The sequence below is a fragment of the Bacillus toyonensis BCT-7112 genome (genome assembly GCF_000496285.1).
Classification (GTDB): Bacteria; Bacillota; Bacilli; order Bacillales; family Bacillaceae_G; genus Bacillus_A; species Bacillus_A toyonensis.
This window is the reverse complement of the sequence record NC_022781.1, coordinates 2,786,346-2,806,784: the sequence shown is the minus strand read 5'-3', so window position 1 is coordinate 2,806,784 and position 20,439 is coordinate 2,786,346. Positions and strand designations below refer to the sequence as shown.

20 protein-coding genes, 1 pseudogene and 2 riboswitches are annotated in these 20,439 nt (G+C 35.6%); of the genes and pseudogenes, 7 read left to right on the top strand and 14 right to left on the bottom strand.

The features are described from left to right. Window positions 1–168 precede the first annotated feature (168 nt). Window positions 169–1,809: a peptide ABC transporter substrate-binding protein gene (locus tag BTOYO_RS14540; protein ID WP_023441124.1), complete on the top strand. Its 1,641-nt coding sequence runs from the start codon at window positions 169–171 to the stop codon at window positions 1,807–1,809. 6 nt (window positions 1,810–1,815) lie between these two features. Here the strand turns inward: BTOYO_RS14540 and BTOYO_RS27965 are convergent. From BTOYO_RS27965 to BTOYO_RS14530, 3 genes and pseudogenes are all read right to left on the bottom strand, one after another. After that, window positions 1,816–2,093, bottom strand: a pseudogene (locus tag BTOYO_RS27965) (hypothetical protein). Next, entirely contained in the window at window positions 2,087–2,278 is a 192-nt protein-coding gene (locus BTOYO_RS14535; RefSeq protein ID WP_000942529.1) for a hypothetical protein, read from the bottom strand. Before BTOYO_RS14535 ends, BTOYO_RS27965 begins: the two are co-directional and overlap by 7 nt. Before the next feature lie 16 nt (window positions 2,279–2,294). Then, the gene (locus BTOYO_RS14530; RefSeq protein WP_000544207.1) at window positions 2,295–3,197 is read right to left on the bottom strand and encodes a helix-turn-helix transcriptional regulator; all 903 of its coding nucleotides are present in this window, start codon (window positions 3,195–3,197) and stop codon (window positions 2,295–2,297) included. A 172-nt stretch (window positions 3,198–3,369) separates the two neighbouring features. Between BTOYO_RS14530 and BTOYO_RS14525 the strand changes: the two genes are divergently transcribed. Continuing rightward, entirely contained in the window at window positions 3,370–3,837 is a 468-nt protein-coding gene (locus BTOYO_RS14525; RefSeq protein WP_001221551.1) for a YusW family protein, read from the top strand. A 24-nt stretch (window positions 3,838–3,861) separates the two neighbouring features. On the opposite strand, the gene BTOYO_RS14520 is transcribed toward BTOYO_RS14525, so the two are convergent. Genes BTOYO_RS14520 through BTOYO_RS14500 form a run of 5 tightly spaced genes read right to left on the bottom strand, consistent with a single transcriptional unit; the run spans window position 3,862 to window position 9,162 of the window. Then, entirely contained in the window at window positions 3,862–5,472 is a 1,611-nt protein-coding gene (locus BTOYO_RS14520) for a peptide ABC transporter substrate-binding protein (RefSeq protein WP_000714104.1), read from the bottom strand. A 13-nt stretch (window positions 5,473–5,485) separates the two neighbouring features. Beyond that, window positions 5,486–6,259 carry an ABC transporter ATP-binding protein gene (locus BTOYO_RS14515; protein ID WP_000205656.1) on the bottom strand — a complete coding sequence of 258 codons (774 nt, stop codon included), beginning with the start codon at window positions 6,257–6,259 and terminating at the stop codon, window positions 5,486–5,488. Next, window positions 6,256–7,266: an ABC transporter ATP-binding protein gene (locus BTOYO_RS14510; RefSeq protein WP_000531246.1), complete on the bottom strand. Its 1,011-nt coding sequence runs from the start codon at window positions 7,264–7,266 to the stop codon at window positions 6,256–6,258. Before BTOYO_RS14510 ends, BTOYO_RS14515 begins: the two co-directional genes overlap by 4 nt. Continuing rightward, window positions 7,223–8,227: an ABC transporter permease gene (locus BTOYO_RS14505; protein ID WP_000501534.1), complete on the bottom strand. Its 1,005-nt coding sequence runs from the start codon at window positions 8,225–8,227 to the stop codon at window positions 7,223–7,225. Before BTOYO_RS14505 ends, BTOYO_RS14510 begins: the two co-directional genes overlap by 44 nt. A 17-nt stretch (window positions 8,228–8,244) precedes the next feature. Then, a complete protein-coding gene (locus BTOYO_RS14500; RefSeq protein WP_000289319.1) occupies window positions 8,245–9,162 on the bottom strand; it encodes an ABC transporter permease in 918 nt (305 codons plus the stop codon). Between the two features lie 136 nt (window positions 9,163–9,298). After that, window positions 9,299–9,404, bottom strand: a riboswitch (SAM riboswitch). 173 nt (window positions 9,405–9,577) lie between these two features. On the opposite strand from BTOYO_RS14500, the gene BTOYO_RS14495 reads away from it, so the two are divergent. Continuing rightward, the gene (locus tag BTOYO_RS14495; protein ID WP_000371394.1) at window positions 9,578–9,793 is read left to right on the top strand and encodes a DUF3951 domain-containing protein; all 216 of its coding nucleotides are present in this window, start codon (window positions 9,578–9,580) and stop codon (window positions 9,791–9,793) included. Window positions 9,794–9,809: 16 nt separating this feature from the next. Here BTOYO_RS14495 and BTOYO_RS14490 read toward each other — a convergent pair whose 3' ends face one another. The 6 genes from BTOYO_RS14490 to BTOYO_RS14465 form a co-directional block, all read right to left on the bottom strand. Next, window positions 9,810–10,313, bottom strand: coding sequence for a hypothetical protein (locus BTOYO_RS14490; protein WP_000756534.1), 504 nt, complete (start codon window positions 10,311–10,313; stop codon window positions 9,810–9,812). 249 nt (window positions 10,314–10,562) lie between these two features. Beyond that, window positions 10,563–11,822 (bottom strand): multidrug effflux MFS transporter, encoded by a 1,260-nt coding sequence (locus BTOYO_RS14485; protein WP_000416911.1) that lies wholly within the window; start codon window positions 11,820–11,822, stop codon window positions 10,563–10,565. Between the two features lie 118 nt (window positions 11,823–11,940). After that, window positions 11,941–13,659: a DUF3981 domain-containing protein gene (locus BTOYO_RS14480; protein WP_000670921.1), complete on the bottom strand. Its 1,719-nt coding sequence runs from the start codon at window positions 13,657–13,659 to the stop codon at window positions 11,941–11,943. A 78-nt stretch (window positions 13,660–13,737) separates the two neighbouring features. Beyond that, window positions 13,738–14,271 (bottom strand): MFS transporter, encoded by a 534-nt coding sequence (locus BTOYO_RS14475; RefSeq protein WP_000222357.1) that lies wholly within the window; start codon window positions 14,269–14,271, stop codon window positions 13,738–13,740. Continuing rightward, window positions 14,268–15,704, bottom strand: coding sequence for an FAD-binding oxidoreductase (locus BTOYO_RS14470; RefSeq protein WP_000746388.1), 1,437 nt, complete (start codon window positions 15,702–15,704; stop codon window positions 14,268–14,270). The genes BTOYO_RS14475 and BTOYO_RS14470 overlap by 4 nt, the downstream gene beginning before the upstream one ends. A gap of 110 nt (window positions 15,705–15,814) precedes the next feature. Further along, a complete protein-coding gene (locus BTOYO_RS14465; protein WP_000720091.1) occupies window positions 15,815–16,579 on the bottom strand; it encodes a DUF6612 family protein in 765 nt (254 codons plus the stop codon). 145 nt (window positions 16,580–16,724) lie between these two features. On the opposite strand from BTOYO_RS14465, the gene BTOYO_RS14460 reads away from it, so the two are divergent. From BTOYO_RS14460 to BTOYO_RS14445, 4 genes are all read left to right on the top strand, one after another. After that, window positions 16,725–17,633, top strand: a complete 909-nt coding sequence (locus BTOYO_RS14460) for an NAD(P)-dependent alcohol dehydrogenase (protein WP_000643901.1) — start codon at window positions 16,725–16,727, stop codon at window positions 17,631–17,633. A gap of 80 nt (window positions 17,634–17,713) precedes the next feature. Then, a riboswitch (SAM riboswitch) is annotated at window positions 17,714–17,828 on the top strand. Between the two features lie 84 nt (window positions 17,829–17,912). Beyond that, on the top strand, window positions 17,913–18,725 hold the full coding sequence (locus tag BTOYO_RS14455) for a MetQ/NlpA family ABC transporter substrate-binding protein (protein ID WP_000756963.1): 813 nt from the start codon (window positions 17,913–17,915) through the stop codon (window positions 18,723–18,725). A 12-nt stretch (window positions 18,726–18,737) separates the two neighbouring features. Further along, the gene (locus tag BTOYO_RS14450) at window positions 18,738–19,778 is read left to right on the top strand and encodes a methionine ABC transporter ATP-binding protein (RefSeq protein ID WP_000571367.1); all 1,041 of its coding nucleotides are present in this window, start codon (window positions 18,738–18,740) and stop codon (window positions 19,776–19,778) included. Then, entirely contained in the window at window positions 19,753–20,421 is a 669-nt protein-coding gene (locus BTOYO_RS14445; protein WP_000428866.1) for a methionine ABC transporter permease, read from the top strand. Before BTOYO_RS14450 ends, BTOYO_RS14445 begins: the two co-directional genes overlap by 26 nt. Window positions 20,422–20,439: the final 18 nt, after the last annotated feature.

Here is a 20,439-nt window from a genome sequence, read left to right as displayed (position 1 = left end):
ACTATGTTGAAACATATGACGATACATTATAGTTCAACATGTATATACATATAGAACACATGATTACCTATAAACAAATATTTATACTAGGTTTTATCTCTTTCTATAGCTACTTCAAGACATGGACAATATGACGTTATGAACAACACATTTAGGGAGGAACGAACAATGAAGAAAAAAGTTGTACCTGTTGTTGCATCTGTTTTAGGGGCAAGTCTACTACTAACTGCTTGTGGGGGAAATAAAAATAATGCAAGCGGAGCAAAAGCAAACGATAAAGCACCTGATAAACAAGCAATTAACTTATCATTTGCTTCAGAAATTCCAACAATGGATGTTGCGAAAGCAACGGATGGGGAATCCATGAACGTAATGCGAAATGTTTTTGAAGGTTTATATGCAATGGGCGAAGATAATAAACCAATTCCTGGTGTCGCTGAGTCGGTTGACGTTAGTCCTGATAAAACAAAATATACATTCCATCTTCGTGATTCGAAATGGTCAAACGGTACTCCTGTTACAGCAAAAGACTTCGCCTTCGCTTGGCAACGTGCTGTAAATCCTGAAACAGCTGCCGAATACGCATTCTTATTCTTCGATATAAAGAATGCAAAACAAATAAATCAAAAACAATTACCACTTGATCAATTAGGTGTCAAAGCCCTTGATGACAAAACTTTAGAAGTACAACTAGACCGTCCTGTTCCCTACTTCTTAAGCTTAACGACATTTGCAACATTCTTACCAATTAATGAAGATTACTTAAAATCGCAAGGTGATAAATACGGTTTAGAAACAAATCATTTAATCTACAACGGTGCTTTCACATTAGATAACTGGAAGCACGAACAAGGCTTCCAATTAAAGAAGAATCCTAACTATTGGGATGCTAAAACAGTAAAATTAGAAGAAGTCAACTTCAATGTCGTTAAAGATAAGTCTACAGAAGTTAACTTATATGATTCAGGACAAATTGACCGTGTTGCTTTAACTGCGGAGTTTGTTGATAAATATAAGGGCGATCCAAACTTCAAAAAACGTGCTGAAGTCGGCATTCAATTTTTACGACTCAATCAAAAAAATGAAGTATTAAAAAATCAACATGCACGCCTTGCTATTAACGGCGCAATGAATAAAAAAGCATACGTAGAAACAATTTTAAATAACGGTGCTGTTCCAGCTGAAGGAATGGTTCCTGCGAAATTTGCAAAGAGCCCAGAGGGCACTGACTTCCGCAAAGAAAACGGAAACCTAGTCAAAGATGATGTGAAATCAGCGAAAGAAAACTGGAAAAAAGCGAAGCAAGAACTTAGTACTGACAAAGTAACACTTGAACTATTAACAAGTGATAATGCTTTAGCTAAAAAGACTGGCGAATATTTAAAAGGTGAACTGGAAAAGAATCTAGATGGATTAACAGTGAATTTAAAGCCACAACCACGTAAACAACAGTTGAAATTACTATTAAGTGGTGATTATGAAATCGGAATTGATGGCTGGGGTCCTGACTTCGCTGATCCTATTACATTCTTAGATTTATTCACAACAGATAGTGCTTATAACTTTGATAAATACTCTAACAAAGAGTACGACGAGCTAATTCATAAAGTGAAAACAGATTTAGCTGGCGATGAAAAAGCACGCTGGGAAGCAATGAAACAAGCTGAAAAAATCTTATTACAAGATGGCGCTGTCGCTCCTTTGTACCAACAAGGTCGCTCTTACTTACAACGCTCTTTCATTAAAGGACTTGTAACAACTGACTTCGGCGGTGAATTTAACTACAAGTGGGCAGAAGTTGCAAAATAATAAGTACTAATAAAAAGGTATCCAATTGAAGGATACCTTTTTACTGTGTACTTCATTAATTACAAGGTCTCTTCCCTTTATCATTTCTTTTATACCTATAGTGAGCCCCGCTACTAATTGTGTAACTAGTCTAATAAATAATAATGAGATAATATTTTCTCTAAATTAACTCCGGCAAATATTATTTTGTAATAGCCATTCGCTACGCATGTTGCGGGAAATAATCCCACATACAGGAATAAACATTTGTGTTAAAGAAATGCGAAAAAGACTATTGTCAACAATCCTCTTTCCCATCTTTTTGTATTGAACTAAAACTCATAATAAATATAAATACAAATATCAAATATGTTTTCCACGTCAAAGAAGGTATATGCCCTGACCAAAGATAGCTAATTAAATAGTTAATTCCCATAATACAAGATGACGCTACTAAACTAATACTTATTAGTTTTACATATTGGAGCATACATTTTCTCCTTACCTCATTCTTTTTCCATTTCTTCAAATTGCAGGTTCATTGGCTCTTCTAGGAGAGTTTCATAAAAACTTTCTGCCAAATCCGTTACAGGAATTTTTCCATCCACCTCATCAAATCGAATACTATCTAACCAGACACAACCTTCTCCTGATAATAAAACACCAAATGCAATACCAAGTGCTTCTTCTTTTATATCTAGTACAACCGAGTACGATTGCCAGTTATTCGTATTTTTAATTGGACGATTTTGCATGTTATCCATAGCAATCGGCTCCGTATTTTTTCCATCTACTCGCATCCACAATCCTGCCCAATCTTTTACATTCTCACTCTTAATAAATGCTGTTAAACGTAATCTCTTACCTACATAGTTATCCGCTCGAAACATTTGCATTAATGTTGAAAATCCTCCGTGCGTAACGTTCTCTTTTGCTTTTATATATGCAGATACTTTTCCTTGATGGGCAATTTCGTAATCTAAACCCATCTCATATTCAGCGGGATGACTTCCACTTAATACCCATCCTTTCGGTATACCTTTTTCCATTGAAATCCCCTCTCTTTCTATATAAAATGACTGGAAATACTTTCGATATTTTTTTGGTGGTAATTGAAACATTCTTTTAAAAGCTCTAGTAAATGCCTCTTGTGAGGAAAAACCGTATTGCACTGCAATATTAATGACTGCTCTTTCAGTCGATACCAAATCTTGTGCAGCATGAGTTAATCTTCTCTTACGAACATAATCCGTTACACTCATCCCAACATATCTTTGAAAGATGCGATGAAAATGGTACATCGATACTGCACTGTGAGATGCCACTCTTTCTGTTGTAAGCTCCTCATGTAAGTGATTCTCTATATATTCAATTGATTTTTTTATTATCTCTTTATATTCTTCATGCATTTTAGTCCCTCCCTCACAACTTCAATTTACCATATACATACAAATTGTTTTGATTTAAATTGCGGATTAGCCCTTATGACTGCAGGATAATAATTTATTTTCAACACATACATAATTACATGTTTTTGGGAAAAACTTGTATAGAACGAATTTACATAAGGAGGAATTTATAATGAGAATTCTACTATCAGTTTTATTAGCTCTTATGCTAGTACCTGCATTAACAGGATGTAAAGCTCCTGCAAAAGAAGACACAACTTCTAATAAAAAGACGACTGAAGAAGCAAAAAATGAGGCTCCTGCAGATTTAAAACTAAACTTCAATGAATTCGATTTAAAGGCAGACTACCAAGATACAAAGAAAGACTACGAAGCAGACTATAAAAATGTAGCAGCTGATAAGAAAATGGAAGCAAAAATTGAAGATCATAAAGCAGATGTAAAATTAACAGGAGACGAGGCTATCACAAAATTAAGCCCACTTCTACAAGAATTAAAATTTGATAAAGATACTGCTGACCAAGAAGTAATCGATCAAGTAGTGAACGTGTTCAAACTTGATAAAGACTATCAAAAATTCGATTTAGAAGTTGTCTTCTCTGATGGAACGAAAAAAGAATATAAAAGAGAAATAAAATAAAGAAGTAGGCGGTTGCCTACTTCTTTATTTTTTAATTTTTGCGTACCTTAGTTCTGGACTAGAACCGATAATGAATTGGACACCGGATACTGATGGTTTTTGTAAATATGAGGAACTTGGGAAAATAATTGGGATTAATGGTGAATCTGTAAACATAATATCTTCCGCTTTATGCAATAATTCAAAACGCTTATCCTCGTTTTGTTCAACTTTTGCTTCTTTTATTAAAGCGTCAAATTCTTTATTATGCCATTTTGCATAGTTATTCGGACCATCACCTGCATATAAATCTAGTTTAGTAATTGGATCTAATAAAGAGCCGCCCCATCCCATATAAGCTAATTGGAAATCACTTTGCTTGTATGTGTCGATGTAACTCTTCCACTCTTTATTTTCTAATTTAATATCTACTCCAAGATTTTTCTTAAACATTTCTTGCATTGCTTCTGCTACTTTTTTATGTTGTGTATCTGTAGTGAATTTTAATGTTACTTCAGGTAATGTAGACCATCCTTGTTCTTTCATACCTTCTTCTAATAATTTTTTCGCTTCTGCTGGATCAAATTTAACGTAATCACCTTTTTCTTTACGGAAATCACGGCCACTTTGTGTTTTTGCTCCTTCTGGAACGAATGCATATGCTTCTTGCGCATTATTTTTATACAATTTTTCAACGATAAATTTGCGATCAACCGCTAATGAAAATGCTTTACGTACCTTCGCATTTGTAAACGGCTCTTTTTCTACGTTAAACGAGTAAATATAAGATGAGAATCCTGCAACACGCTTATATTCTTTATTTCCTTTTTCTTTTTCAATCATCTCTTGTGGTAAACCACTTAGTAAATCTAATTCTTTTGATTTAAATAATTGATACGCTGTTTTAGAGTCTGTAATAATACGAAACTCAATTTCTTTTAGAGTTACCTTTTTATCGTAGAATTCTTTATTTTTTTGTACTGTAATTGCCTGGTTATGCTTCCACTCTTTTAACGTGAATGGCCCATTCGTAATTAACTCTTTTGGATCTGTTTTTAATTTATTATTATCATCAATTGACTTTTTAGATAATGGAATAAATAGTGAGCTTGCTAATTTTTGTTTAATAGAAGCAACTGGATGTTCAAGAGTTACCTTTAATGTTTGAGGATCAACGACTTGAATACCAACTTGTCCCTCTTCACCTTTTCCAGTATTGTATGCCTCTGCCCCTTTAATAAAATACATTTCTGTCGCATTCATAGAACCCGTTTTCGGATTTAATAATCGCTTCCATGCAAATTCAAAATCATTTGCTGTAATAGGAGAACCATCTGACCATTTAATATCTTTCTTTAAATGAATTGTATACTCAGTTCCATCAGCATTTACGTCTTCTTTCTCCGCTAATTCATTTTGATATTTCCCATCACTATCTTGTGTATATAAGCTTGAGAATAAATGTCCAATTACATAACCTGAAGTACTATCTGTCGCAATAGCGGAATCAAGTGTATATGGATCGCTACCAATATTCGTTACTAATCGATCTCCTTCTCCCTTACCAGCACTCGCCTTTTGCGTTTCTTTCTTACCGCAAGCAACAGAAGTAATTGCTAAAACAGTCATAATGACAAACAGTAAAAACTTCTTCATCCTACATTCTCCTTTAACCTGAAATTTTTGGTGTTGATGCTAATAATGTTTTTGTATAAGAATGTTGTGGATTACGGAATACTTCGTCCGTATTTCCAAATTCAACAAGTTCTCCTTTGTATAAGACAGCTACTTTTTCACATAAATAGTGAACCATCGGTAAATCATGAGCGATGAATAAATATGTATAACCTTGTTCTTTTTGGATTTTTTGCAGCAGATGTACAATTTGAATTTGCAATGAAACGTCTAATGCTGAAATTGGTTCATCAAGAATCAATGCTTCTGGCTCACACAATAACGCTCTTGCAATAGCGATACGTTGACGTTGTCCTCCGCTAAATTCATGCGGATATCGATCAATATATCTTCTATCTAATCCAACACGCTCTAGCGCATCACCTGCTACTTTATCCTTCAGCCCTTTATCACCTAAACCGAATGAAATATAACCTTCCGTTACGCTATCGCGTACTTTCCAGCGCGGATTTAATGCAGCTGTAGAATCTTGAAAAATGAACTGTACTTTCTGTAAAAAATCTCGCTTATGAGCTGACTTCAGCGTGTGAACAACTTGACCGTTATAATTAATTTCACCAGACGTTGGACTCTCAATCCCCGCTATGAGCTTTCCAAGTGTTGTTTTTCCTGAACCACTTTCACCAATAATGCCAAGTGTTGTTCCTTTCGGGATAGAAAGTGATATGTCTTTTAACGCTGTGATTTCTTTACTTTTACTTCCATATATTTTCGTTACTTGCTTTACAGTAATTAAATCTGTCGTCATGAGGCATTCACCTTCTCTTTTGATTTCGCTTTATTATGCTCTAGAACATGCTGCCAACAATGTGAACTATGCGCCTTAGAATATGTTGTTCTCTCTGGGAAACGATGAATACATTCTTTTATCGCTACTGGGCAACGATTTACAAAAGGACAACCAAAGCTATTTAATGTTTCAATGGAAGGTGTCGTTCCTTCTATAGCACGTAATACCTTTTCGGAATCATCCATATTCGGAATTGCTTGTAATAAGCTTTTCGTATATGGATGTTTAGGAGAACCTATTACCTCCTGTATCGTTCCTTTTTCAACGACACGTCCCCCGTACATAACAACTACTCGATCAGCTACTTCACGCACAAGTGCCAAATCATGTGTAATTAATAAAATACTCGTATTTTGTTTTTCTTTCCTTTCTTTTAATAGCCCCATAATTTGTTTCTGAATCGTTACATCTAACGCTGTTGTCGGCTCGTCTGCAATTACAAGCTTTGGATGACAAGCGAATGCAATTGCTAAGCAAATACGTTGCCTCATCCCCCCACTTAATTGATGTGGGTATTGCTCAAAGCGTTTCTCTGCTTCATGTATCCCTAAATCATTTAGCAAGTTAATCGCAATTCCCTTTGCTTCTCTTTTCGATTTTTTCCCATGTTGCAAAATTACTTCTGTAATTTGTTTGCCTACCTTCATCGTTGGGTTTAAAGATGAAAGCGGATCTTGAAATATAAAGGAAATATCTTTTCCGCGAATTTGATTCCATTCTAATTCTTGTAAATTCGTTAATTCCTTTGATTGGAAAGATACATTTCCATCATCGATATGAATTGATTCTTGATTCAAGCCGATAATGGATTGTGCTGTAACACTTTTTCCTGAACCACTTTCTCCTACAAGTGCAACTATTTCACCTTCGTTAATAGAAAAGGAAACATGTTTCACAATTGCTTGCTTACTATTCTCTTTTTCAACGGCTAACGTTACGTTTTCTAAAGATAAGAGCTGTCCCATGTTTTTTCTCCTTTCGATTCCGTTTTACGATTTTTGGATCAATTGCATCTTGCAAACCATCACCAATTGCATTAAATGCGAACATAATGAGTGCAATCATGATTGCCGGGAAAAATAGCTGCCACCATTCTCCGCTCAATAATGTCCCGAGTGCATCATTCGTCATCGTCCCCCAACTTGCCGCTGGTGATTGTACCCCAAGTCCTATAAAGCTTAAAAATGATTCTGAAAAAATAGCTGCTGGAATTGTAAATGATAAATTGACGATAATAATCCCTGTTAAATTCGGAATTAAATGCCCATATATAATTTTTATATGTGATGTACCTAATCGCTCTGCTGCAATAACAAACTCTCGTTGTTTTAAAGACAATACTTGTGCTCGAATGAGACGAGCCATTCCAATCCATCCCGTTAATGCAAGGGCGATAATAATGGTGAAAAGACCTGGTTTCATAACAATTAATAGTAAAATAACAATTAATAAATATGGGATGCCGTATAATACTTCAATTCCTCTTATAATCCACTCATCAATTAACGTTCCAAGGCAATTACGCCCTCTCACATATCCACTAAATCCACCAATTAGTACACCAAGCCCTATATCGAGGGCAGCTGCTACTAATCCAACTGTTAGTGAAATCTTCCCACCAGCCCAAGTACGTGCCCAAATATCTCTCCCTAGATCATCTGTTCCAAACCAATGTTCACTACTCGGCGGTAAATTTGTTGCCTCTTTTACTTGTTCACTCGCAGTAAATGGCGTTAAACTTTCGCCAATAAGCGAGAAAACAATAATTAGCAATAACGTCACTGTTCCTAAAACTGCGATTGGATTCGATATAAACTTACGAAACACTTCTTTCTTTCTGCTAATCGTTTGCTGATTTTTATTTATCGTTAATTCTTTTTTCTCTTCTTTCGTTAATAACTGTTCATTAATTTCATAAGCTCCCATTTAAATATCCCCCCTCCTTATGTAATAGAACGAATACGTGGATCAACAATGCGGTGAATAATATCTGTAATGAAAATACAAGTAATTAATAATGCACTATAGAAAATTGTTGTTCCCATAATCACCGGATAGTCTCGGTTAAAAATACTATCTACAAAATATTTTCCTAGGCCAGGAATTGAAAAGATTTTTTCAATAACGAAAGTCCCTGTTAAAAGTCCAGCCATTAATGGTCCAACAAATGTCAGTACTGGAACAATCGCATTTGGAAGAGCATGTCTTATAATAATCTTCTTAATTGGTATGCCTTTCGCTCTTGCTAGCTTAATATAATCACTCTGCAATACTTCGATCATATTAGAACGAACAAACCTTGTAATAACCGCAATTGGACCTAACGCCAATGCGAAAGATGGTAATACGGTATGTTCGAATGTTCCCCAAGACGCTACTGGTAAAAGCTCAAATTGAATAGCGAATACTTGTATAAATAGTGGTGCTAAAATAAAACTTGGAATAGAAATACCGAGAATTGCGAGCAAACTCACACTATAGTCAATTACTTTCCCATGATATAGAGCAGCAAATGTACCTGCAGCAATTCCGACTAACAATGAAATAACAAGTGCTTGTAGACCAATAATTGCTGATGGACCAAAGCCAGTTGTTATAATTTCTGATACACCTTGCCCGGTTGATTGAACAGATTCACCAAAATCAAAATGAACTACACCGTCTAAATAAGCAACATATTGATTCCACAACGGTTCATCAAGGTGATACTTCGCTCTCATGTTTTGAATCACTTCTTCAGGAAAGATTTTTGCATCTGATGAAAATGGATCTCCCGGAATGATATGCATAATTAGAAATGTTACTGTCGTAATAACCCATAGTGTGAACACCATAACCGATAATTTTTTAATTACATACACTTCAATAACCCCCTAAACACATAAATTTACTTTGTTTTATGAACGTACTTTTTCCATTACTCCCTTTTCTCTTTTTAGAATACAAAAAACCTTGATCTTAAAAAATAAGATCAAGGCTTAATAAACAAAGGCCCATCACTTATCTTTCAAGACTTGCTTGCTGGAATTAGCACGGTGTTCCTATTACAGAACCCGCTGCTGAGGTGTCATAGGGCCAGTCCCTCTACCTCTCTGGATAAGTAAATTGCTATATTATTATTTGGTTCAAATTGTATATTTCGAATTATAATTCTGAAAAAATGAAAAGTCAATCAAATTGGATATGTTTAGAAAAATCAGTTTTCGATGAGGTTATTTATCTAAATCGCAGTTTTTTGTTTATAATATAAAGAAATGATATTAAAGGAGCTATATGATGGATCCCTTACTTCTAGCAACTATAGGACTGCCATTAACAATTGTTATACTTGTTATCATTGGATTTTATAAACTTTTCATTAAAAAGAAAAGCGTTACTTCTTTTTACACACCCTTCGATAATATTACCGGACAAACTATTTCCGAATTTCACGAAGAGCAGAAAGTGTTAGTATACGAAGATGAAGATGGTGATGGTAAGAAGAAAAAATAACCTTGCATGTGCAAGGTTATTTTTTCGTTTCTGTTTGAAAACGTTTATAGTATGTCGATGCTGTTGCAAAATTAATTTCTATATCACGAATTAATGATGAATCTTCTTCTTTAGCTAACTTCTGTAATTTTTTCATCGCTTGTTCCGATTCATTCAAGAAACCAACATATACCTCATGTTCTTGCTCTTTCGACTTCGGAACATGAATTTCTTTACGTATATTATCAATATCTTCTAACATGCTCGTTGTTACTTTTTGCACATCTTCTTTATATGCAGCATTCGTTATTTCCTTACCGCCCTTTTCCTTTGCCACTTCAAATAACTGCAGTGCTTTATTGATTTCTTTATTCATTTTTATATCATATTTTTCATGTACTGCGCTGTATTCTTTCATTTCTTCTGTTTGTTCTGTAGATTGCTCTACCTTCTCTTTCGGTTCTTTCGTATCTTTATTTCCATTACATCCCGCTAGAAGAATCATACTTCCCATTACAGCAATACCCAAAACCTTCTTCATCTCTTTTTCTCCTTTTATCTACATCTACTTCTATCTATAGTTTCTTTTATCTCCACTTGTTATTATACCGAGAACGCCCTACTTTTTACACTTAAGAGGATACCTTAATATATATACCAACATTTTTGTCACAGTATCGTCACTTTATGCAAATAACTTTTGCATCACCTTACAAAGCTGTATGAGTTATTTCAAAGAAATGAAAAAAGAGCTGATTCAAAAATATTTGAATCAACTCTTTTTTATAATTTAAGCTTCTAAATTTTGTCTTTGTTGCAGTTCAAAATGCTTTTCACTTCTTCTGGCCATAAATAGATAACATAATACAGCACCAATTTCACAAAGAGCTATCACAATACCCATCGGCAATGCCGTATTACTTCCACCAATACCTACTAATGGTGCAACAAGTGCCCCTGAAATAAACTGTAATAAGCCTAGTAAAGCTGATGCTGTTCCTGCCGCTTGTTTTTGATTTCTCATTGCTAACGAGAAGCCGGTTGTCGATACAACCCCAACACTTGATACAACAAGGAATAACGAGCATAAAACACCAATGAGACCTATTCCTAATACGATTGTAAGTAGTAGAGATAAGCCACCAACAGCGGCGATAATAATACCGGAAACAAATAATGTTTTCTCATTCACTTTTCCTGCTAAACGACCAGTAACTTGGCTGGCAATAATAATACCGATACCGTTAATCGCAAAGAATAAACTAAACTGCTGTGGTGATGCCCCGTATATATTTTGCAACACAAATGGTGATCCCGAAATGTAGGCAAACATTGCCGCTGTTACTAATCCTTGTGACAATGCATATCCCATAAACAAGCGATCTTTCAGAAGCTTTCCGTATGTCGCCAATGTTCCTGACAAACCACCTGTCTCTCTTTCTTCAGGAGGTAATGTTTCACGTAATACGAAAGTAGCCGAGATTAACATAAATACACTAATTGCTCCAAGAACGATAAAAACACCACGCCACGTTGTAAACTGTAATAATTGCCCCCCGATAATCGGGGCCAAAATAGGTGCTGCTCCGTTTACTAACATAAGTAGTGAGAAAAACTTCGTCATTTCAGAACCTGAGTACATATCTCTTACCATTGCACGGGATATAACGATACCAGCAGAGCCCGAAGCGCCTTGTAAGAAACGTAAAAGCACTAAAGTCCAAATAGACGGTGCTACAGCACAAAGTAATGAAGAAGCAACATAAATAATAAGAGCAATAATAAGAGGTTTGCGCCTTCCGTAAATATCACTAATTGAACCGACAAATAATTGTCCTACTGAAAGCCCAAGTAAACATGCTGTCAACGTAAGCTGCGCAAGGGATGCACCCGTTTGTAAATCATCCGTTAATTTCGGTAACGAAGGCAAATACATATCAATAGATAACGGCCCAATCGCCGTAAGTGTTCCTAATACAAGAATCATCCATAACCTGTTCATCTTTACAGGTTTATATATTTCGTGATTAACTTCATTCACTTTTTCCATTCACCCTTTCGTATTCATACTGAATCGTAACAATTATAGTTACAACATAAACATACGTCAAGTATAGCGCATTTTCCTCTTTCATAATGTAAAAAAAAGCGATAGAAATTCTATCGCTTTACTTTTTCAAGTTGCTATTTGTAAATTTAGATACGGAAGACATCGCCTCTCCTGTATCTAAGTATGTGATTTGAATTGGATCTCCCACTTCTGTAAACATAGCATATGGGAATTTTTTCGCAGGTATCATAAATACTTTTTGTTCATTTTCTAACAGTACATACACAATTGTATTTTCACCTGATTTTTCTTTATATACTCGCTGTACAATACCTTCTTTTTGCGCTTCTTTTCCACTCGAAGTTGGTCTAAATGAATCTCCACTCCCGCTTAGCGCATTTTTATAATTTTCAAGAGCTTCTTTTTGCGTCGAACCTGTTGCAAATATTTTTGCATTAGAAGCATAGATGACAGTATGGGCACGTACTAATCCCCCGTCATCAATAACAGGTACAATCCAAGAAGGTTTACCGTACACGTTATAAATAACCGGCATCGTTCCATGCCATTTCTCTCTTTTAAAGGAATTATCCACCACTTCTGAAGCAGCTGAACCATCCATAATTCCCTTTACTTCTTTTCCGTTATAGTAATACAACTTACCTGTACGTGCATCAATAAGTGAATAACCTAACGCAGAATCTACTCCTTCTTTTGGAGAGGTGAAATCAGTAAAGTAATATAGCGTTCCATCCTTACCGAAGATTGGTGTCACTCCTTCTTTCGTCCCCCACTCAGTCGGAATCTTCATATCAGTTTGCGAGAATTTTGTATTCCAAAATCCGTGAATATATTTACCGAAATACGTATTTAATGTAGATGCGGTCTCATGATTCAATACACCATCAACAAATTTAGGTGCCTTTCCTTTATCATATCTTTTCACTTCACCTGTTTGTGCATCTACTACAACAACACCCTCTACCTCAAATCCAGATCTCCCTGAAATAAATTCACCATATGTCATTGTATAATACGGTTTCCCTTTATCATCAACTTCAAATTTAGGTTTCCCTTTAAAGATTAAATTTGGTTCGGATTTTCGTACGACACGCTCTAAATTATTCCCGAAAAACATGCTTGGCACGTATTTCATCTTATAACCGAGATGCAGTTTCGCTTCGGCATCAGGGTTCGTACCTGACATCGTTACGTACCCTGGAATTGTTTCAGCTTTACGTGCTTTAAAAAATCCTGAAACTTCAATCGGCGCTACATATAAAGCCTCACCGTTTACCATTTGTGGCGTTAATTCTCCTAGCTCAAAATAAGCTACTTTCGGAATATCCCCAAATACTTTTTTCATCTTATTCTCCGCTGTCTTTGGCGGCACTGTAAACGGCTGATCATTTTCAGTAAATGGCTCTGAAATATCTTTCTCTACCTTAACAACAGAATCATATTTCTTTTGCGTGATTACTATATCGTGCAAATAACCAAAATAGCCGTAACTTGCAAGTAAAACAAACATTAGAAGACCTTTTAATGTACCTTCTAATTTCCCTATCTGATCTTGTGAAAATAAAACAAGCCCAATTAAAATTGCTACTGCAACAGAATAATGAGTAAGAATCGAATCTGCTCGATCATCAATTAGCCAAAAATATTCATAGATTGCAATACCTATCCAAAATAAAACAGGAATAACTAAAATGGATGATTTCTTACCCTTTACAACCTTCTCATCCCCCTTCTTATCCACTGCTCGAAGTTTACTACCGCTTCTTGTCCATGGAATCAAAAACAAAGTGAGAATAACTAAAACTAAAAATTTCATCAAAGGCAATGTCCCCTTTTCTTTTGTCTTCCCTTTTAGTATAACAAACAAAGGGTATTTAGGTAAAAATAGGAATGGTTATATTTTTTTACTACTTAATACAACTCCACTTACTACATATAAGATAGATGCAATATAAAAAATCGTACCAATCGTAAAGAAATCTACTAAATACCCCGTTACAATAATCGCTACTGCGCCTCCAATTGATGTCCACACATGGTATTTTCCAATCTCATAACCAGCCTTTTCCTGCACAACCTTTCGTGCTAACGACGTTTTCTCAGTATTACGCTGCACAGCACCTAAAACTCCCATTACAACTTGAAGAATATACACATGCCAGACTTCCGTTGCAATTGGAAAACAAAGCATTAATATCGCCATGGACCAAGCGTATATTATTAATAATTTTTGATCACCTACTCTATCAGACGCCTTCCCTACTAACGGATATACAAGTGCTGAAGTTAATGCAAATAAGCCATAAGCCCACCCAAACTGTGAGAAGCTATTTCCAACATTCCGAAGCAATAGAATGTAAAAAGGAAATACCATACTTCCTGCCATCATAATGATGCTTTGTGAGGCTACAAATCTTCTATATGTCATTTCGTATACTCCCTATAAAATAAATTCACAAATCTCTCTTCTGGATCCACTTCCTTCTTCTTCTGAAGAAATTCTTCTATACGAGGATATGCTTTCTTTAGCTGTTCTTTCGTTGGATAAGAATAATACGGTAAATAATAACTACCGTTATGTTTTAAAGTAACATCAATCATCTTCCGAATGACATCCTCTGTTTTCTTCACCTCACTCTCGGAGCGTCCTTGGTTAATTAAAAGCACCAGTGCAAACATATCATCTTTTGCATAGGATAAAACTGCATTTTCATTCTTTTCCACGTAACGAATCGTAATATTGAGCAAGTTCAGTTCTTCTTCACTTAATACGGCACGTAAATCATCTATATATTCCGTGAAGGAATCTATAGGCACAAAGTATTCTTGTAGCACTTCTGTAAGGTTCGGATTTTCATATTCCATAAAAGCACTATCTGATCTCATAACATTATTCCGCGTCTCAAACTGTCCATCTGTACGTTCAAAATAACTTCTTTGTATATCCCAAAATGTATTCTTTCCCCAATCACTATAACGTGATAATCCAAGCAAAAATTTCGGTGCAGCTATAATATTTTCTTCTTTTAATTCACTGTACTCTTCTCTCATATTTTGATTTTGTGCCAATGCATAATCCGTCACATACATCTCTTTTAAAAATGAATTTGGAGCAACAGAAATACGTGCTAAGTGCATACGAACATTTTCTTCTTTTTTCACTTTCTCTTTGAAGTAAGACGTGTATTCTTTATAGTCTATCATTCTCGTATGCATTTCATATAATTCATCATCAGTTAGCTTTAATGTCACATCTAAAATGACACCAAATAACCCGTAACCACCGATGACATATGGAAATAACTCTGCATTTTCTTCTCTACTTATATTACGTACCGTGCCATCTGCCATTAACAATCTAAATGACTCTACTGTATCAATCAATGCTTCATGACGAATATCACGCCCATGTACATTTACACTTAATGAACCACCAACAGTAAAAATGTTTTGAGATTGCATCACTTGAACTGCAAGACCGTATGGATTAATTTTCTTCTGGATATCATTCCACGTGACACCACTTTGAACTGTAATCCGCTTCTTCTCTGGATCGAATGCTAATATTTTATTATACTCTTTCATATCAAGCATCGTACCGTTCGGATAGTACGTCTGTCCGCCTTGGCTATGTTGCATACCTGCAATAGAAATCTTCTCTCTAGAAACATTTGCATCTTGCACGACCTGTTTTAATGAACTTTCATCCTCAGCATGTTCAACACGTTTAATTTTCGTTGGAAGTAACTTTCCTACATCGCTCATAATGGGATGAATTAGTTGCTCTTTATATGTATTTACAGATGTTGCAAGCAACACTGTATAAGCTACAATGACCACCATCATCTTTCTTTTTTTCAAATGACACTCTCCTCTTCTACATCTTTTCCTCTTCATATTGTACCTATTTTCCTATGAAGAAAGTATACAAAAAAGAGGGTCCTTATTTTAGGTCCCCCTCATCAAAACTGTTACTTTGCTGCTGGCAATTTTATTGGGTCAAACTTTTCGTACGACGTATATTTTGCGTTCGTAATAATGTGTGCTTTATCCTTGCCATTACTACTCATAATCATGTCTATCTTTGCTGATTCATATTTAAAATCTTTTGTAATGATATATTCTGCATCCACTTCTTCTATCTTCGCATTTTGTGCTTGTAACATTTTCTTCTGCGTTTCATCCATGCTAGTTAACATACTTTCTGTTTCTTGCCCTTTTAATGTAAATTTCAGTTTATATTTATCTCCGCTTTTCTCCATCTTCATTTTATCTAAAACTACTTCCGGTACTTCTAACTTATCTATAATATCTTGAGTCGCTTTCATTCCACCAGCGTTTAATTGCTCCTCTGGTACGGTTATAACTTCTCCTGTATTAGGGTTTTTTACCTCACCAGCAACTTTACCATCCACAGTATACACTACAACATCTGTACCGGAAATATTCATTTCAGAACGAGAATTCTTTGTCTTTGGCTCTAATTGCATCTTAGCCTTTAATATGTCCATCTCTGTTCCCTCAGCTTTTACGCCTACACCATATGTCATCGTTACATGCTCTTCATTTTTAAAAGCTTCGTTCGTTTTCTTGAAAACATCCTTCGCTGCTAATTCCTTTTCTTTTTGAACTGATTCTTTTTTCGGCTCATCCGTCTTTGCTGTTTTCTCATTACTACACCCTACCCCTAGACTGATTGCAAGTACTAAACTTGAAACAAAAATAATTTTTTTCATAATGTCGCCCCCTTTCCCAAAATAATATCACCTCTTTTCCTATGAAATCTATATAATTTTTAATCTATATTCTCTATATAGAGACATGTTTAATGAAGATCTTAAATATGATGTAAATAATAACAACTCATTTCAGGAGGTTATTATGAAGGCGATTATTTGTACACAATATGGACCACCAAACGTTCTCCAGCTTCAAAATGTAGAAAAACCTAAACCTAAAAAGAACGAAGTATTAGTTAAAATTCGCGCAACAAGTGTATCGACTGGAGATTGTAGAATACGTGGCTTTAATAGTCCCCTCTTATTTTGGGTTCCTATGCGGATCATATTAGGTTTTAGAAAACCGAGAAAACCTATACTCGGCGTAGAGTTATCCGGTGAAATCGAAGAAATTGGAACAGATGTAACTCAATTTAAAAAAGGAGACCCAGTTTTTGCATTAACAGAACTAAACCTTGGTGGTTATGCCGAATACACATGCGTGCATGAAAGTGGATTAATAGCATTAAAACCTACCAATGTGACATATGAAGAAGCTGCCGTTATTCCTTTTGGCGGAACTTCAGCATTGCATTTTCTGAGGAAGGGCCGTATAAAAAAAGGGCAACAAGTGCTCATATACGGCGCCTCTGGATCAGTAGGAACAGCTGCTGTACAACTTGCTAAATATTTCGGCGCGACCGTTACAGCTGTTTGTAGTAATTCAAATTTTGAACTAGTGCAATCTTTAGGGACTGATAAAGTAATTGATTATATGAAAGAAGATTTTACTAAACAGGGCGAGAACTACGATATTATATTTGATGCAGTTGGAAAATATAAAAAGTCTCTTTGTACAGACGCATTAATGCCTAATGGAAAATATGTATCTGTTAACGGAATGATGGCAAAGGTCAGTAAAGAAGATATGAACCTACTAAAACAACTAGTTGAAACAGAAAAGCTAAAACCTGTTATTGATAGAACTTACCGATTAGAAGAAGTTGCAGAAGCCCATACGTATGTAGAAATGGGCCATAAGAAAGGAAACGTTTCGATTACCTTAAAATAAAATATATTCAGAAAATAAAGTTGACAATTCCTTTTGTTAGATTTACTATTAGTACCATATTTAAAAACTACATATACATACTCTTATCAAGAGTGGCGGAGGGACTGGCCCGATGATGCCCGGCAACCGAGCTTATAACGTATAAGCTAAGGTGCTAATTCCTGCAAAACGAGTTTTCGTTTTGGAAGATAAGAGAGGAACCTATTTCGTCTATTCGGCACCTCTCTTATTTTGAGAGGTGCTTTTTATTTTGGAACGTATATTAAGGGGGAATTATAGATGAAGAAAGTATTATTGAGCATTGTAAGCGGAGCAGTACTATTATTAGGCGCATGTGGCGCAAATTCAGATAAAGATGTAAAAATATTAGACGAGAAAAAGATTACTGTCGGTGTAACAGGTGGACCACATGAACAAATTTTTGAGAAGATTAAAGAAGTTGCGGCAAAAGACGGTCTCGACATTGATATAAAAATATTTAATGATTACGTAGCACCAAACGTTTCGTTAGATGAAAAAAGTCTTGATGTAAATAGCTATCAAACGAAATCATATTTAGATGTATTTAAAGCCGAACGCAATATGAAATTAACTGAAGTATTTTCAACAGTAACATTCCCAATGGGCGTATATTCTAAAAGCTTAAAAGATGTAAAAGAATTAAAAGAGGGCGATGCAATCGCTGTACCAAATGACCCAACGAATGAACTTCGAGCTTTAAAATTATTTGAAAAAGCAGGGGTTTTAAAAGTTGATCCAAAGGCTACAGAAAAAGCGACTGCAAAGGATGTAATTGAAAACCCGAAAAATTTAAAGATTGTTGAATTAGAAGCTTCTCAATTACCAACGCAATTAAGTGAAGTGAAAGCAGCTGCAATTAACACAAACTTTGCATTAGGTGCAAAACTAAATCCAGCGAAAGATTCCATTTTCCGCGAAGGAAAAGATTCACCATACGTGAACTGGGTCGTTGTTCGTACTGAAAATAAAGATGATGCTGTTGTAAGTAAATTAAAGAAAGCTTATCAATCTAAAGAAGTAAAAGAATTTATCGAGAAAAAATTTGATGGTTCAGTTTTACCATCTTGGTAGGAGCTGACGATAATGATTGAATTAAAAAACGTCTCCAAAGTATTTACAACAAAAAAAGGGACTGTTGAGGCTCTTAAGTCTACTTCCCTTAAAGTAGAAAAAGGCGAGGTATTTGGAATCATTGGGTATAGCGGCGCTGGTAAAAGCACATTAATTCGCTGTGTAAATTTATTAGAAAAACCAACGACAGGAAACATCATCGTAAACAACCAAGACTTAACCACTTTATCAACAAAAGAACTAGCAAAAGCGAGGCAAAAAATCGGAATGATTTTTCAAGGATTCAATTTACTTAAAACTGTTACCGTTTATGAAAATATCGCATTGCCGTTACGCCTTGCTGGCATTCCAAAAGCGGAAATTGAAAAAAGAGTAGAAAAATATTTACGCATCGTGGATCTTTTTAACCGTAAAGATGCTTATCCAAGCGAACTTTCTGGCGGCCAGAAACAACGTGTTGCCATCGCTCGTTCACTATCACATGAACCAGAGGTTTTATTAAGTGATGAAGCAACGAGCGCATTAGATCCAGAAACAACTGATTCTATTCTTGATTTATTACTAAAAATTAATGAAGAAATTGGCATCACGATTTTACTCATTACACATGAAATGAATGTCATCCAGCGTATTTGTGACCAGGTTGCCGTTATGGAGCATGGATCTGTAGTCGAAAGTGGGACTGCGAAAGACATTTTTACAAATCCACAACATGTAACAACGAAGAAGTTTGTAAATAGCGCATTTGCAGCTAAAATTCCAGAAGAAGTACAAAAAGAACTACAAACTACTGGTGAAATTGTAACACTTTCTTTTATAGGAAGTTCTTCAGGAGAACCAGCACTAGCTTTCGCCACAAAACGTTTCCAAGTATATCCAAATATTTTATCCGGTAATATTACGCAGCTAAAACATGAGGCATATGGGAAACTTGTCGTTCATATGCAAGGTGAAAAAAATGAAGTAAACCGTGCTTTAGCATTCTTACAAGAGAGAGGTATCATCGTAGAGGGAGGGAAAACAGACTATGGAAAACAAGTCCTTTTTGGATGAATGGGGTGAAGTCATATGGGAAGCAACAATTCAAACATTTCAAATGACATCTATTTCATTACTTATCTCTATCCTTATCGCATTACCGCTCGGCGTTACACTTGTTTTGACGAGACCCGGTGGACAGCGAGAAAATAAACTTATCTATCCTATTCTTAATACAGTTATTAATGTCATTCGCTCTCTTCCATTTATCATTCTATTATTCTTCATTTTACCTTTTACGAAGTTCCTAATGGGAACATCCATTGGCGTGCAAGGTGTTATCGTACCACTTGTCGTCTTCACAGCTCCTTATATTGCACGCTTAATGGAGACAGCTTTACTAGAAGTGGATCGTGGTGTTATTGAAGCTTACCAAGCAATGGGAGTCTCTACTATAAAAATCATTTGGCACGTCATGGTTAAAGAAGCACGCCCATCTCTTGTGCTCGGATTAACGATCGCAACAATCGGCTTAATTGGCGCAACAGCGATGGCTGGTCTTGTAGGGGCTGGCGGGCTAGGGGACTTGGCATATCGCTTCGGACATTTACGCTATGAACCTGAAGTAATGTATGCAACCGTCTTTATTTTAATTATCCTCGTTCAAGGATTACAATCTTTAGGGAATGGTGTTGCACGAAGATTGAAGAAAGATTAGAAAGAAGGCATCTCACCG

What these genes read in the sequence shown, in the direction of transcription:
- BTOYO_RS14465 (WP_000720091.1), bottom strand. Translation starts at nt 16,579, where the DNA reads ATGAAAAAAATTATTTTTGTTTCAAGTTTAGTACTTGCAATCAGTCTA.
- BTOYO_RS14510 (WP_000531246.1), bottom strand. Translation starts at nt 7,266, where the DNA reads ATGGGACAGCTCTTATCTTTAGAAAACGTAACGTTAGCCGTTGAAAAA.
- BTOYO_RS14475 (WP_000222357.1), bottom strand. Translation starts at nt 14,271, where the DNA reads ATGACATATAGAAGATTTGTAGCCTCACAAAGCATCATTATGATGGCA.
- BTOYO_RS14445 (WP_000428866.1), top strand. Translation starts at nt 19,753, where the DNA reads ATGGAAAACAAGTCCTTTTTGGATGAATGGGGTGAAGTCATATGGGAA.
- BTOYO_RS14455 (WP_000756963.1), top strand. Translation starts at nt 17,913, where the DNA reads ATGAAGAAAGTATTATTGAGCATTGTAAGCGGAGCAGTACTATTATTA.
- BTOYO_RS14505 (WP_000501534.1), bottom strand. Translation starts at nt 8,227, where the DNA reads ATGGGAGCTTATGAAATTAATGAACAGTTATTAACGAAAGAAGAGAAA.
- BTOYO_RS14515 (WP_000205656.1), bottom strand. Translation starts at nt 6,259, where the DNA reads ATGACGACAGATTTAATTACTGTAAAGCAAGTAACGAAAATATATGGA.
- BTOYO_RS14525 (WP_001221551.1), top strand. Translation starts at nt 3,370, where the DNA reads ATGAGAATTCTACTATCAGTTTTATTAGCTCTTATGCTAGTACCTGCA.
- BTOYO_RS14540 (WP_023441124.1), top strand. Translation starts at nt 169, where the DNA reads ATGAAGAAAAAAGTTGTACCTGTTGTTGCATCTGTTTTAGGGGCAAGT.
- BTOYO_RS14485 (WP_000416911.1), bottom strand. Translation starts at nt 11,822, where the DNA reads ATGGAAAAAGTGAATGAAGTTAATCACGAAATATATAAACCTGTAAAG.
- BTOYO_RS14490 (WP_000756534.1), bottom strand. Translation starts at nt 10,313, where the DNA reads ATGAAGAAGGTTTTGGGTATTGCTGTAATGGGAAGTATGATTCTTCTA.
- BTOYO_RS14450 (WP_000571367.1), top strand. Translation starts at nt 18,738, where the DNA reads ATGATTGAATTAAAAAACGTCTCCAAAGTATTTACAACAAAAAAAGGG.
- BTOYO_RS14520 (WP_000714104.1), bottom strand. Translation starts at nt 5,472, where the DNA reads ATGAAGAAGTTTTTACTGTTTGTCATTATGACTGTTTTAGCAATTACT.
- BTOYO_RS14480 (WP_000670921.1), bottom strand. Translation starts at nt 13,659, where the DNA reads ATGAAATTTTTAGTTTTAGTTATTCTCACTTTGTTTTTGATTCCATGG.
- BTOYO_RS14460 (WP_000643901.1), top strand. Translation starts at nt 16,725, where the DNA reads ATGAAGGCGATTATTTGTACACAATATGGACCACCAAACGTTCTCCAG.
- BTOYO_RS14495 (WP_000371394.1), top strand. Translation starts at nt 9,578, where the DNA reads ATGGATCCCTTACTTCTAGCAACTATAGGACTGCCATTAACAATTGTT.
- BTOYO_RS14530 (WP_000544207.1), bottom strand. Translation starts at nt 3,197, where the DNA reads ATGCATGAAGAATATAAAGAGATAATAAAAAAATCAATTGAATATATA.
- BTOYO_RS14535 (WP_000942529.1), bottom strand. Translation starts at nt 2,278, where the DNA reads ATGCTCCAATATGTAAAACTAATAAGTATTAGTTTAGTAGCGTCATCT.